The following is a 13,647-nucleotide window of genomic DNA, read 5'->3' on the forward strand; positions in this document are numbered from 1 at the left end:
ATGAAAGTCAACAAAGGTATTTTACCGCCTCTGGTGCAGGGTGGAATTGAAATTATTAAAATGGACGCACTCTTGCCAGCTTATGTTTCACGCGCTGGAACAGAAGTAGGCACAGCGCAACAAAACGGCTAAAAAAAATTGCTGGCTCCGGTTGAAGTCCCATAAAAAGGCATCGGGCCCACGCTATATTCTGGCGGGAAGTCTACCCCCTGCTTTTGCTGCCATCCGGCTGCCCTGCACCCCCCCTTTCCCGGGCCCGACTCTTACGCGTTTTGCTGCTTCGCCTTCCTTCTATGAAACCATACCGGCGCCTGTTCTCCATCCCTTCCGTGGCCGTGGGAGTCCTTTTCAGCCTCGTTACCGGCTGCGCCAGCGCCCCGCTCCCGGCGGCGGCTCCCGCCCTGAACCCCGGGCAGTGGACCGGCGAGCTGCGCGCCTTCGCCCGCCAGGACAGCCTCACGCCCCCGCCCGCCCACCCGATTCTGTTCTACGGCAGCTCCTCCGTCCGGAAATGGGAAACTATGGGCCAGGACTTTCCCACCCATCCGGTGCTCAACCGCGGCTTCGGCGGCTCCCGCTTCCCCGATGCGCTGCACTACTTCGATCAGCTGGTCGTCGCCTACCAGCCCCGGCAAGTGGTGCTTTACGAGGGCGACAACGACCTGGCGGCCGGTGCTACGCCCGAAGCAGTGTATCAATCGTTCCGCCGTTTTGAGCGGCGGATGCGCCGGCAGCTGCCCCGGGTGCCGCTGGTCTTTCTGGCCATCAAGCCCAGCCCCGCGCGCTGGGCGCTCTACCCGCAGATGCAGGAGGCCAACCGCCGGATCCGGGCCTACATCGAGGCCCACCCGCAGCGCCTGCGCTACGTGGATACGGCCACGCCCCTGCTGGGCCCCAACGGCCGCCCCCGCCCGGCGTTCTACGTCGCCGACAGCCTCCACATGACGCCCGCCGGCTACGCCCAGTGGCAGCGGGTGCTGGAGCCGGCGCTGGTGCGGTAGGGGAAGTGAATCAGAAGGCTACCGCCACGGCGGCGCTACCCGGCAGGATTTTCAGCACGTGCAGGGCGTTGGCTACGCAGTCGGGGGCGCTGTAATTGGTGTAGATGAACAGGGGGCGCCCTTGGAGCACGGTTGCCACGTAGCCAATGCCGGCAGCCGGTTTCTGCCAGTCCAGCAGAAACTTCTTTTTGCCGGCTTTGTCCGGATAGGGTATCGACGTGTTGGGTTGCTGCCCGAGCACGTACAAGCTGGTTTTCACCAGAATATCCTTCCACGTCTTGATGGCCACAACTGAGCCGTCGGGTAACCGAAGCAGCTTTGGCTTCTCATTAGGACCGGAAGAACTGGGATGTATCTGCGCCAGTTCCGTGAATGATGACGAGGACGACGTTTTGATCGGAGAAGCCGGCGCAGCTGCCACGGGGGCAACCGTTGGCGGAGCTTCGGGTGAGATGGGCGGGGGAGACGTAATACCGTGGCCGCTGTGGGCGGCATCGAGCCACTGAATCAGGTGCAGCGCCGCGGGCAACATGTCGTCGGTCAGGGAAAACGTAACGGCCTCCGTGTTGCCCTGGTGCAGATTGGAGTAGCAGTGCCAGTGCAAACCGTCGGTAATGAAAACGGTCTGGACTTTAAAGCCCAGCGCATAGCCCAGGATTTTGCTCACGTACCCGTGCTTGTCGAGGCTGGCGTCCAGACATTTGGCTTCGATAACCAGCCGGGGCTGGCCGGCCGCGTCGCGCAGCAGGTAATCGACCCGCAGGTCACCGCCGAGCGTCTTTTCCGGCTCTACCACCTGCACGTTGGCCGTGTCCCAGCCCAGGGCGCGCAGCACGGGGTCGATGAGGGCGGCGCGGGTGGCGGCTTCGTTCCTGCGGAGCAGGTGGGCGTTGGCTTGGGCGTTCAGGCGGGCGGCTTGTAAAACGGGATAGAGGGAGGCTAATGGGCTGCTAGCAGACATAAGGAAATGGCAAATTGACGACTGGCAATGATAAGGGTTTGTGCGAACCAAACAGCAGGGGTTGATTCGCTTGCTCCTCCCGCCCGCCCGATGATAGGGCCCGCCACCTGCCCGGCAATTGAGGCGCTCAGGGGGATAAACATAGCCAGAAAAAAGGCCCGGCCGCAGGGAGCGGCCGGGCCGGGGTTCCGGGCAGCGGGGCGCGGGGCCAGACTAGCCGGCCGCCGCCGGAATCGGAATGGGCTGCACTTTGGGGGTGGGGTTGATGACGTAATCGGCAGCTTTGCTGGCGTCGGTGAGCTTCCAGTAGGCTTCGCCGATGGCGCAGAGCTGGGCCAGCTGGCGGTAGAGGCCGTTGGCAAACAGCGTGCGGGCGCGGGTGGCCCCGCTGCGGGTGCTTTCGGCCTCCTTGCGGTCGGTGAGGTGGTCCACGAAGTCGGCGTTCTGGGTTTCGATGGCCGTCAGCATGGCGTCGGTGAGGCCCACCGGGGCGTACTCGGGCAGGTACTTGCGGCCCTGTTTTACCAGCATGGTGGCGGCCAGGTGCAGCTTGGCGTCGCTGATGCTGGACACGTCGGCGGCCCCGAACCGCTTGTAGCGGGCCGAGCGGGGGCTGTCCTGGGAGGCGATAATGCCCAGCACCTGCTGCATGGCCGTTTCCAGGGCCACGCGCACGGCGTCTTTTTCCGCCGTTACTTCCTTGCTTTCCTGCTGCACCACCGCGTCGGGCGCCATCTCGCCAAAGGCGGCGGTGTCGTCCTTGAATTGCTGAATGCGCTGGGCCGTTACGCCGCGCGAAGCCAGCAGGGCCGCGTCGCGGTCGAGGGCGGGTTGTAAATCCAGGCAGCGTTGCCAGAGCGCGGCCTGGGTAAAGGGATAGTCGGCAATCGGATTTCGGTCGAGCATAACGGGTAGTGGTTAAGGGTTAGAAATAGCCGTCCGGCCGTCCAGGAGGTGGGCCGCCGGCTTGCCAAACTACTGATTTGCAGCCTACTTTACAACCCCGCGCCCCGGGCCGCTGCCGGCCTCCCGCCAGCCCTTCCCGGCCCCCGCCAAGCCTCGCCCGGCGCCCCCGAAGCGCCCCCCGGCCTCCCCGAAGCTCTTGCCGGCGTACCCGATGTTCTTCCCGGCATACCCGATGCTTTTCCCGGAGCAACCGAAGCGCTTCCCGGAGCAACCGATGTCCTTCCCGGAGCAACCGAAGCCATTCCCGGCGCTACTGCCGGGGCATCGGGTGCGCCGGGCCAGGTTGCGCGGGGGCCGCAGACTGCATCGGCCGGGCCGGCCGCTACCGGCGGCAGCCCGGCCAGCCCGTCAGAAAACACCCGCGCCGCTCGGAAGGCTCCGGGCGGCGCGGGTGGAGGAGGTGTTGGCTGTTGGAGTATGCCCTATGCGTTATGGCAGATTCGAGTTGTACGCTTGCGCTAGACAGAGGTAAGCAGGGGCGTTAACGTACAGATTTTGTGGCAGGTGGGGAATTTGAAACTCGTCTACCATAGCGGTTTCGTGAACGGTATGCCCAGTTGTAGAGACGCATATTTGCGTCTCCTTGTCCGCGCCGTTGTTACGGCGTCGTTCAACGCTGAGACGCAAATATGCGTCTCTACATCAGCTGGGTTGCACTGTTCACGAAACAGCTATAAACGTCAGCTGATATAAATTAATGCTGTTGAGTTACTTGCAATTGTTTAAAAGATTTCCGTCAGTTGAAATAAAAGTGCAATAAAGCTACTGATGCTCAATTGCTTACGTCAGCCATACTTGCTGTAGAATCATATTAGTGGCAGTTTTTATTTTATTTCAATTTTTAAATTTCGCAATTAGCTTGTCAATTCTTCTCTTATTCTGTTGTTGTAGTAAAGAGGGGTGTAAATTCATAAGTATATTTGCTGCTAAAATTATAAATGCAAATAGATACTCTTGATTGTAAAGTTTAATGACGATAAAAACACAAGGAAATAGAAACGCAAATAAGTGAGCTATTTCTGATTTTGTCATTTCATCTCTTAAAAATTTTAAGTCCACAAGATTAACTCTTCTATCTATTTTTATTGTTTGATTGAAAAACTTAAAAGGAGTATTTTTTACAATCCATTTTATAACTCCAATTCCTATAATTTTATTGAAATTCTCGTTTTTTATAAAATTTAGATTCGATATTTTTGTATTGTAGAAATCTGTTTTTTTAATCATAGCAATCACCATCAGCCCAACCATAAATGAAATAAATCCTAATGAAATGCCGAATCTCAAATATTTTAATATCATCCTGATTTTAGAAATTAATATTGGTTTTTGATTTTACTCTCTAGAATTTTCTCGTTAAAACTACCGCTAACATTCTGTTTGATGCTACTCAGCGCTGAGGCAATATAGCGTCAAACATCCATTAGTACGCATAGCAGTAGCGTCAAACATACCAACGGTGGCGCGCTTGCCGCTACTCGGTCCTTTTGTCTGCGTTGCGTAAAACACCCAACCCAGCCGGCCCCGCCGTACCTTCGCCTACCCAAACTGGGCCGGGCCGAAACCAAACCCGGCCCGCTTGCTGTTTACCGACCTATGGCCGACAACTCCGCTTTGCAAGTAGCCGCCCCCGCGGCCGACCCCATTGACCAGACGAGTTGTATGCGCGCATTAGAGAGGGGTAAGGAGAACTGCTAACTTCCCGGGGCTTTATGCGGTTGGGGATTTTTGTTTCTTTAGTTTGTTTTATTGCTAAGTCAAATATACAAAAAGAAGTTTCAGTTTTGCCCTAAAACCCCAATTGCATAAAACTCCTGTTAGCACGCGTATTTATTTTCCAGATCGGTATGCCGTGTTAGTAAAATTAAATTTTGAAAAATCTTTAAATAATAAAATTCTATTTTCTTCGGTCAAGTAGTTTTCAATTACAGTGAAATTTCCTTTGGGAAAACTAATTTTACTTCCTTTTTCCGCATCGTATAGATTGTCACCACATTCGCATACACAGAGTTTTCCACGTAAAGGAGTTGCGTAAACAGTAACTGTTTCTTTGTGATTTTTTTCCCATTGTTTTTTTATTACTTGAATTTTACGCCTGTTGTTTTTAACTAAGTCACGTAAACTATTTAAATACTCACTATAATTTTCAGGAAAATCAAATTTAGAATTAGTAAAGTACGAGTAAGGATATGAAGTTTTTCCTAAACAGCATGATTCTAGTTGATCGCTACTATAAAATTCATGTAGAAAAATAGAGTAGATTTCAGGTTCTTTATATTCATCTACCTTTTCATATTTTTTCAGTTCTGCAATCCAATAGTAAATAAATTTTCCATGTGAATCTTTATTTCTATCCATTTCGAAAGTTATGATGACAAAATCCTTTTCTGAATTATCTTGAGAAAATATTTTTCCGCAAGTCAAAATGAAAATTAATGCTATTAGGTTCTTTATCATGAAGTTTGGTAATATGTGTGCTAACATTTGTATTGCTGCTACTCCTTATAGTGGCAAGCTGTCCTTGGTACGCAAGATAGTAGCGTCAAGCATACCAACGGTGGCGTGCTTGCCGCTACTCGGTCCTTTTGTCTGCGTTGCGTAAAGCACCCAACCCAGCCGGCCCCGCCGTACCTTCGCCTACCCAAACTGGGCCGGGCCGAAACCAAACCCGGCCCGCTTGCTGTTTACCGACCTATGGCCGACAATTCCGCTCTGCAAGTAGCCGCCCCCGCGGCCGACCCCATTGACCAGCTCGACCCGCGCGAGTTCATCCTCATCAAAAACGCCCGGGTTCACAACCTCAAAAACCTGAGCGTGGCCCTGCCGCGCAACAAGTTCATCGTCGTGACGGGGTTATCGGGGTCCGGCAAGTCGTCGCTGGCCTTTGATACGCTTTATGCCGAGGGCCAGCGCATGTACGTGGAGAGCCTCAGCAGCTACGCCCGCCAGTTCCTGGGCCGCATGGACAAGCCCGACGTGGACTACATCCGGGGCATCTCGCCGGCCATTGCCATCGAGCAGAAGGTCAGCATCAAGAACAACCGCTCCACGGTGGGCACCAGCACCGAAATCTACGACTACCTCAAGCTGCTGTTTGCGCGGGTGGGCCGCACCTACTCGCCCGTGAGCGGCGAGCAGGTGAAGAAGGACAACGTGGCCGACGTGGTGGACTTCCTCATGCAGCTGCCCGCCGATACGCGCCTGACGCTGCTGGCCCCGCTGCTGCCCGCCGAGGCCGGCCGCCCCCTGAGCAAGGAGCTGGATCTGCTGCTCCAGAAGGGCTACAGCCGGGTGGTGGTGAACGGCGAAACGGCCTTCATCGAGGATCTGCTGGCCGAAGGGCAGCCCGAAGTAACGGGCGACATCTTCATCATGATTGACCGCGCCGTCATCGTGCCCGGCGACGAGGACCTGGCCTTCCGCCTCGCCGACTCCGTGCAAACCGCCTTCTTCGAGGGCCACGGGACGTTAGTTGCTAGTTACCAGTTGTCAGTTGTCAGTGACCAGAACGAACTAACAACTGACAACCAACAACTAGCAACTAATCTGACAACCAAACAATTCTCCGACAAATTCGAGCTGGATGGGCTGGTGTTTGAGGAGCCGAGCGTGAATTTCTTCTCCTTCAATAACCCCTACGGGGCCTGCCAGACCTGCGAGGGGTTCGGCTCGGTGCTGGGCATTGACGAGGATTTGGTGATTCCCGACAAGAGCCTGACGGTGTACGAGGGCGCCATTGCCCCCTGGCGCACCGACAAGCAGAGCGAGTGGCTCAAGCCCCTCATCAAGAACGGCATCCGCTTCGATTTCCCGATTCACCGCCCCTACAACGAGCTCACCGAGGCCGAGCGGGCCCTGCTCTGGAAGGGCAACAAGTACTTCGACGGCCTCGATGCCTACTTCAAGTGGGTGAGCGAGCAGACCCACAAAATCCAGTACCGGGTGCTGCAAAGCCGCTACCGGGGCCGCACCACCTGCCCCGACTGCCGGGGCACCCGCCTGCGCAAGGATGCCCAGTACGTGAAAATCCAGGACCGCAGCATCACCGACCTGGTGCTACTGCCCGTGAGCGAGGCCCTGGCGTTCTTCCGCACCCTGGACCTGCCCGCCCACGAAGCCAAAGTCGCCGACCGCCTCGTAACCGAGGTCACCAACCGCCTGGAGTACCTGAACCGCGTGGGCCTGGGCTACCTCACGCTCAACCGCCTCAGCAGCACGCTCTCGGGCGGGGAGAGCCAGCGGATTTCGCTGGCGACTTCGCTCGGTTCGGCGCTGGTGGGCTCCATGTACATTCTCGATGAGCCCAGCATCGGCCTGCACCCCAAGGATGCCGAGCAGCTCATTGGCGTGCTGCGCTCCTTGCAGCAGCTGGGCAACACCGTGATTGTGGTGGAGCACGAGGACAAGATGATGGAGCAGGCCGACCAGATCATCGACATCGGCCCCGAGGCCGGCAGCGGCGGCGGCATCCTGCAATTCCAGGGCACTTACGCCGAGGTACTGGCTTCCGACACCTACACCGGTGAGTACCTGAGTGGCCGCCGCGAGGTAGCCGTGCCCAAGCACCGTCGCCCCTGGCGCAACGCCCTGGAGCTGACCGGGGCCCGCGAGAACAACCTCAAGAACGTGAGCGTGAAGTTCCCGCTGAACGTGATGACGGTGGTTACGGGCGTGTCGGGCTCCGGCAAAAGCACGCTCATCCGGCGGATTCTGGCCCCGGCCCTGCTCAAGCAGCTGGGCGGCGGCGCGGGCGAGGCCACCGGCAAGTTCGACCGCCTCACCGGCGTCAACGGGCAGGTGACGCACGTGGAGTTCGTGGACCAGAACCCCATCGGCAAGAGCAGCCGCTCGAACCCCGTGACCTACGTGAAGGCCTACGACGCCATCCGCACCCTGTTTGCCGATCAGCCCCTGGCCAAGGCCCGCGGCTTCAAACCCTCGCACTTCTCCTTCAACATCGACGGGGGCCGCTGCGAGGTGTGCCAGGGCGAGGGTCAGGTGAAGATTGAGATGCAGTTCATGGCCGACATCTACCTGACCTGCGAGGCCTGCGAGGGCCGCAAATTCAAGCAGGATGTGCTCGACGTGAAGTTCCAGGGCCAGGCCATCAACGAGGTGCTGGAAATGACCATCGAGGACAGCATCCAGTTCTTCAAGGGCCAGCCCAAGATTGTGGAGCGCCTCAAGCCCCTCGAAGACGTGGGCCTGGGCTACATCCGCCTGGGGCAGTCGGCCAACACGCTCTCGGGCGGGGAGGCCCAGCGCGTGAAGCTGGCCTCGTTCCTGACCAAGGGCAACACCCTCCAGAACGACAAAATCCTGTTCATCTTCGACGAGCCCAGCACCGGCCTGCACTTCCACGACATCAACAAGCTGATGATGGCCCTCAACGCGCTGGTGGAGCAGGGTAACTCGGTGCTCATCATCGAGCACAACATGGACATCATCAAGTGCGCCGACTGGGTCATCGACCTCGGCCCCGAGGGCGGCCTCAACGGCGGCCACCTGCTCTTCGAAGGCACCCCCGAGCAGCTGGTGAAGCTCAAAGACACCAACTCCACCGCCCGCTTCCTGGCCGAGAAGCTGTAGAAAGGGAGTCTGTAGCGCGGACTTTATAGTTCGGTGTCTCCACGTCTTTGCAGTCGTTTAAACAGCGCTAAAACTGTCATTCCGAGCGGAGCGAGGAATCTGAGTAGGCCCCAGGCGGGTAACCCAGATTCCTCGCTCCGCTCGGAATGACAGTTTTAGGAGCATATTCGCCCTATGAATTCCACTACTTCTTCCGCCGCTTTTGATACCCTGACGGCGCCCACCACCAGCCGCGCTTGGCGCTGGGCGGCCGCCGCCGCCGTGGTGGGCAACATCGCGCTCAATTACGTGTCGCAGGCGTTGCCCTTTAATGGGCAGAACAACGCCGTGGTATCGGGCAAGTACCCCACGCCCGTGACGCCGGCGGGTTACGCGTTCAGCATCTGGGGCGTGATATTTCTGAGTCTGCTGGCCTACGCCGGCTGGCAACTGCTGCCAGCCCAGCGCGCCGCCCGCCTGCCCGATGCCGTGGCCCGGCCCCTGGTGCTGGCCAACGTGCTGACCGGTGGCTGGCTGGTGGTGTTTGCCTACGAGCTGATGCCCCTGAGCGCGGCCGTAATGGTGGGCATTCTGGCGGCGCTGGCCGTAGTGTACGGGCGGGTGCGCCAACTGGCCCGGCAGGGGGAAGCGCCAGCTTGGGTGAACGTGCCGTTCGGCCTCTACCTGGGCTGGATTTCGGTGGCCCTGGTGGTGAATCTGACCGTGGCCCTGGGTACGCGCTGGCTGGTGAGCGAAGCCCGGGGCGGGGAGCTGGCCATCGTGCTGGTGGGCGTAGTGGCGGGCCTAGCCCTGAATGTCACCAGGAACTTCCGGGAGCTGGCTTACCCCGCCGCCGTCACCTGGGGCCTCGTCGGTATCTGGGCGGCCCGCCGCGCTACTGCCGATACGCAGCTACTGGCCGGAATGGCCCTGGCCGCCGCCGGGTTGGTAGCCGTGGGCGCGGTAGTGCTGGTGTGGTGGGGGAGAAGAGGTGATGGGGTGAGGAGGTGAAGAGGTGATGGGGTGAAGGAAGGGTTGAACGAAACAAACAGAACGTCATTCTGAGCGAAGGCGGAGCCGTAGTCGAAGGATCTCGCGTGCTGACGTGGCAGTGGTATTCCTGACGGCTGGTTACCACTGCCACGTCAGCACGCGAGATTCTTCGACTACGGCTCCGCCTTCGCTCAGAATGACGTTCCGTTTCTTGTCCTCACCTCCTCACCTCCTCGCCTCCTCACCTCCTCACCTCCTCACCTCCTTACCTCCTCACCGCCTCACCTCCTTACCTCCTCACATTATTCTAACTTGCGGGCCAACTCCCAACCTCAACCCTTTCCGCTATGCGTAAGAATATTGTAGCCGGCAACTGGAAAATGAACACCACGTTGCAGGACGGCCAGGCCCTGATTTCCGAAATCGTACATATGGTGCAGGACGAAGTAACCGGCTCCGCGGTGGAGGTGGTGGTGTGCCCGCCCTTCCCGTTCCTGAGCGCCATTGGCAAGCAGCTGCCCGCGGGCGGCCGGTTCCATTTGGGCGCCCAGAACTGCCACCAAAAGGAAAGCGGCGCGTTCACCGGCGAGGTATCGGCCAAGATGCTGCAATCCGTGGGCTGCGAATACGTGATTCTGGGCCACTCGGAGCGGCGCCAGTATTTCCGCGAGGACGATGAGCTGCTGAGCCAGAAGCTGAAAGCGGCCCTGGCTGCCGGCCTCAAACCCATCTTCTGCGTGGGCGAAAGCCTGGAAACCCGCGAGCAGGACGAGACCTTCGATTACATCAGCAAGCAGCTGAAAGACGGCCTGTTTCACCTCAGCAATGAGGAGTTCGACCAGGTAGTAGTGGCCTACGAGCCCATCTGGGCCATCGGAACCGGCAAAACGGCCACCAGCGCCCAGGCCCAGGAGGTACACGCCTTCATCCGGGAGCAGATTGCCCGCGCCTACGACGCCGAGGCGGCCCTGAACACGAGCATCCTCTACGGCGGCTCCTGCAACGCCCAGAACGCCCGCGAGCTGTTCAGCCAGCCCGACGTGGACGGCGGCCTCATCGGCGGCGCGGCCCTCAAATCCCGCGACTTCACCGAGATTATCAAGTCGTTTTAGAAATCAGAGCCCAGAAGCAAGAGCCTGGAACTGAGAAATAGTCGGCTACATTTTTGCTTCCCACTTCTCAGGTCTAGGCTCTCACTTCTCACTTCTTTCGAAGAATGCTTTCCACTCTGCTGCTTTCCGGCCTGCTGGCGCTGAATCCGTTTGCCGCGCCCGCGCCGCGGGGGCCGCTGGCCGCGCCGGCCGCGGTGGGCTCCGTGGACCCCTGCCGCCTCTACGGCTCGGTGTACCTGGAGCGCGACCCGCGCCGCCGCAGCGGCTGCTTTGCGGTGGTGTACCTGGAGCCCGAGGAAGCCTTTGCCGACTTGCTGGTGTACCCGGAAACCAACAAGCTCTTCGCCGACCAGGCCGGCCTCTGGTACCTCACCGAAGGCCGCAGCTTCGCCGATTACGCTCTCTTCGTCACCGACAACCGCAACCTGGCCGACTTCTCCTTCCAGTACACCAACGTGCGCAACTACGCCGGCTGCCGGCAGCGGTGAATGAGTGGATGAGTGGATGAGTGAAGGGGGGAGCACCGGCGTACAACACCCTGATTGAGCATCGCCGCAGCAATTCGCCATTCTCCTGCCTGCCAGCTTCGAGCTACTGCAAAAACCCCTGACGTGCGAACGTCAGGGGCTTTTTGGTTAAAGGGATGCTGCGCGCGTAAGCAGAAATAAACGCCGCCGCGCGCCGCTGTGGCCTGTCTGCACTGTCACTCATTCACTACTTCTCTCATTCACGGTTTCCGCCTACCTTGCCGCCGGGTGCCGCATCCGGCGCCCGTTACGGTAGCTGATCAGATGGAATTAGAATTACGGAACCTGACCAAGAGCTTCGGGGCCAAAACGGTGCTGCGCGACCTGAGCCTGCGGGCGGAAACCGGCTACTGCGTGGGGGTGGTAGGCCGCAACGGAGCCGGCAAAAGCACCCTGTTTAACCTGCTGGTAAACGTGCTGCTGCCCACGGCCGGCAGTATTGTGCTGGATGGGCAGGCGCTGGGCGAAACGTTTCCGCTGGCCGTGAAGCGGCGCATCGGGGCCCTCATCAACCAGGGCCACCTGGTGGAGCAGCTCACGGCCGTGGAGTATCTGCAGTTCGTGGCCCGGGTGTACGAACTGCCCGAAGCCAATAGTCGCATCGAGAGCCTGCTGGGGCATTTGCTGGAAGAGTTTGAGCAGGTGCGCCACAAGCGGATCAGCGCCTTTTCCACGGGGATGAAGCAGAAAGTGGCCCTGGCCGCCTGCCTGCTGCACCGCCCCGAGCTGCTGATTCTCGACGAGCCCCTCAACGGCCTCGACGTGTTTTCGGCCGAGCGGGTGCTGGCGCTGCTGGGCAGCTACCGCGCCCAGGCCCTCACGTTCATTTCCTCCCACAACCTAGCGCACATCGAGCAGGTAGCCACCCACCTGCTCATTCTCGACGAGGCCGAGGTGAAATTCTGGGGCACCATGCCCGAGTTTCTGCAGGGCCGCGAGACCTACCTTTCCGCCGCCCTGCTCGAACTGCTTCATCCTGCCACCTCTACCCAGGACCTGACATGGCTCACCGCAACGGCACGCTAGGCCACTTTCTACCCTACCTGCTGGGCCGGCAGCTGCGCACGGTCTTCTGGCCCGACGGGGCCGGGCAGATGGCCACCCTGCTGCTGGGCGGCCTGAGCGCGCTCTACGGCGTGGGCCTGGGATATTTCCTCAACCACGCGGGCATGATGCCGGCCGGTACCCTGCCCAAAATGCTGCTGGGCGTGAATGCCATGCTGTTCATCACGGCTTTGCTGGCCGACTTTCTGCCCAGTTACCGGCCCGTGCAGCGGCCCCTGCCCGAGCCCCTGCCGGTGTCGGGCCGCCTGAATGCCTGCACGGCCTTCGTGCTGGATCTGGTATCGGTGCGGCGCGGGCTGCTGCTGCTGTTTCTGGTGGCGGCTTTGCTCGCGGCCCCGGCTTACTGGCGGCCCTTGGGGCTGAGCGTGGGCGTGTGGCTGAGCGCCGCGGTCCTGAGCTTCAACCTGCGTCTGCTGCTCTCGATGGGGCGGTGGCGGCACCCGCTGCTCTGGCTGAATCTGGCGTGTTTGGGGGCGGCGGCACTCTGGCTCGGCAGCGGCCTGGCACTGCCGCAGCCCCTGCCCGCCACCGCCCTCACGGTGCTGGCCGTGCTGGGGCCATTGGTGCTGGGCGCGGCCGGCCTGCACCAGCTGGGGCCGTATTTCACGGCCCGCCACATGCCCGAGCCAGCCGACACGGCCACGGACAACCGCTGGCTGGCCCGTCTCTCGCCCGAGTGGAAGCTCTACCTGCGCAAAGCCTGGCCAGCCCTGCTGATGGGCTTGGTATTCAAGACGCTGATTCTGGTGGGGTGCGGCTTTCTGATGCGCCGGAACCAGGATGAAAGTGCCAAAACGTTCTTCTACCTGGCTTTTTTGCCCTTTATCAACTTCACCTACGTCAACAACAACCTGTTCGGCTACCGCTGGGCGGCTACGGCCGACGAGGTGGAACGCCTCGGGCTGACCCCGCGCCTGTTGGGGGTGTACCTGCGCCTGGTGGTCCCCGTGCTGCTGCTCGACTGCCTGCTCTCGGCGGGGTTGCTGCTGGCCCTGTATCCGGCCCGGCTCTGGCCGCTGCTGTGGCTGCTGCCGCTTACGGCGCCCCCGCTGCTGGCACTGGGGCTGTGGGGCAGCCTGTTCAAGGCCAAGCCGGTGCGCAAAAACATCGACTTCAACAGCCTGCGCAACAACGCTTCCACCCTCATGAACATCCTGACCATTGTGGTGGCGGCGGCCCTGTACTTTATGCCCTGGTGGTGGGCGCGGCTGGCCCTGGCGGCCGTCGTCACGCTCTCGGCCGCGGTGCCCGTGCACCGTCTGCTGCGTAACCACGGCCCCACCCGCCGCCGGCTCTGGCGGGCTATTACGCAGGCCTGAGCCGCGCACCAGGTTTTTCACAAACCCCTGCTAAACACGAAGCCCCCGGCGTCTGCGCGTCAGGGGCTTCGTGTTTGGCAGCGTACTGCACTGCGTGTAAGGAAGGATAAACGCCGCAGCGGGGCTTCGCGTGTA

12 protein-coding genes are annotated in these 13,647 nt (G+C 59.8%); 8 read left to right on the plus strand and 4 right to left on the minus strand.

Annotated features, from left to right (window positions below; all coding sequences use genetic code 11):
* Both KLP40_RS21455 and KLP40_RS15445 read left to right on the plus strand, forming a co-directional pair.
* On the plus strand, nucleotides 1-132 hold the full coding sequence (locus tag KLP40_RS21455) for a hypothetical protein (RefSeq protein WP_262898956.1): 132 nt from the start codon (nucleotides 1-3) through the stop codon (nucleotides 130-132).
* 161 nt (nucleotides 133-293) lie between these two features.
* Nucleotides 294-1,001: a GDSL-type esterase/lipase family protein gene (locus tag KLP40_RS15445; RefSeq protein ID WP_215594741.1), complete on the plus strand. Its 708-nt coding sequence runs from the start codon at nucleotides 294-296 to the stop codon at nucleotides 999-1,001.
* A 10-nt stretch (nucleotides 1,002-1,011) separates the two neighbouring features.
* On the opposite strand, the gene KLP40_RS15450 is transcribed toward KLP40_RS15445, so the two are convergent.
* The 4 genes from KLP40_RS15450 to KLP40_RS15465 form a co-directional block, all read right to left on the minus strand.
* The gene (locus KLP40_RS15450; RefSeq protein WP_215594742.1) at nucleotides 1,012-1,962 is read right to left on the minus strand and encodes a hypothetical protein; all 951 of its coding nucleotides are present in this window, start codon (nucleotides 1,960-1,962) and stop codon (nucleotides 1,012-1,014) included.
* A 213-nt stretch (nucleotides 1,963-2,175) separates the two neighbouring features.
* Nucleotides 2,176-2,868 (minus strand): hypothetical protein, encoded by a 693-nt coding sequence (locus KLP40_RS15455; RefSeq protein WP_215594743.1) that lies wholly within the window; start codon nucleotides 2,866-2,868, stop codon nucleotides 2,176-2,178.
* An 894-nt stretch (nucleotides 2,869-3,762) separates the two neighbouring features.
* On the minus strand, nucleotides 3,763-4,230 hold the full coding sequence (locus tag KLP40_RS15460) for a glycosyl-4,4'-diaponeurosporenoate acyltransferase CrtO family protein (RefSeq protein ID WP_215594744.1): 468 nt from the start codon (nucleotides 4,228-4,230) through the stop codon (nucleotides 3,763-3,765).
* Between the two features lie 528 nt (nucleotides 4,231-4,758).
* Nucleotides 4,759-5,385: a hypothetical protein gene (locus tag KLP40_RS15465; protein ID WP_215594745.1), complete on the minus strand. Its 627-nt coding sequence runs from the start codon at nucleotides 5,383-5,385 to the stop codon at nucleotides 4,759-4,761.
* Nucleotides 5,386-5,622: 237 nt separating this feature from the next.
* On the opposite strand from KLP40_RS15465, the gene uvrA reads away from it, so the two are divergent.
* The 6 genes from uvrA (at nucleotide 5,623) to KLP40_RS15495 (ending at nucleotide 13,512) form a co-directional block, all read left to right on the plus strand.
* A complete protein-coding gene (uvrA, locus tag KLP40_RS15470) occupies nucleotides 5,623-8,517 on the plus strand; it encodes an excinuclease ABC subunit UvrA (protein WP_215594746.1) in 2,895 nt (964 codons plus the stop codon).
* 174 nt (nucleotides 8,518-8,691) lie between these two features.
* Nucleotides 8,692-9,507, plus strand: a complete 816-nt coding sequence (locus tag KLP40_RS15475) for a tryptophan-rich sensory protein (protein ID WP_215594747.1) — start codon at nucleotides 8,692-8,694, stop codon at nucleotides 9,505-9,507.
* A gap of 329 nt (nucleotides 9,508-9,836) precedes the next feature.
* Nucleotides 9,837-10,601 (plus strand): triose-phosphate isomerase, encoded by a 765-nt coding sequence (gene tpiA / locus KLP40_RS15480; protein ID WP_215594748.1) that lies wholly within the window; start codon nucleotides 9,837-9,839, stop codon nucleotides 10,599-10,601.
* 104 nt (nucleotides 10,602-10,705) lie between these two features.
* Nucleotides 10,706-11,089, plus strand: coding sequence for a DUF6150 family protein (locus KLP40_RS15485; RefSeq protein ID WP_246558906.1), 384 nt, complete (start codon nucleotides 10,706-10,708; stop codon nucleotides 11,087-11,089).
* Nucleotides 11,090-11,392: 303 nt separating this feature from the next.
* Nucleotides 11,393-12,154 carry an ABC transporter ATP-binding protein gene (locus KLP40_RS15490; RefSeq protein ID WP_215594749.1) on the plus strand — a complete coding sequence of 254 codons (762 nt, stop codon included), beginning with the start codon at nucleotides 11,393-11,395 and terminating at the stop codon, nucleotides 12,152-12,154.
* Nucleotides 12,130-13,512 (plus strand): hypothetical protein, encoded by a 1,383-nt coding sequence (locus KLP40_RS15495; protein ID WP_215594750.1) that lies wholly within the window; start codon nucleotides 12,130-12,132, stop codon nucleotides 13,510-13,512. Before KLP40_RS15490 ends, KLP40_RS15495 begins: the two co-directional genes overlap by 25 nt.
* The last annotated feature ends 135 nt before the right edge of the window (nucleotides 13,513-13,647 follow it).

The sequence above is a fragment of the Hymenobacter piscis genome (genome assembly GCF_018760735.1).
GTDB classification, from domain to species: Bacteria; Bacteroidota; Bacteroidia; order Cytophagales; family Hymenobacteraceae; genus Hymenobacter; species Hymenobacter piscis.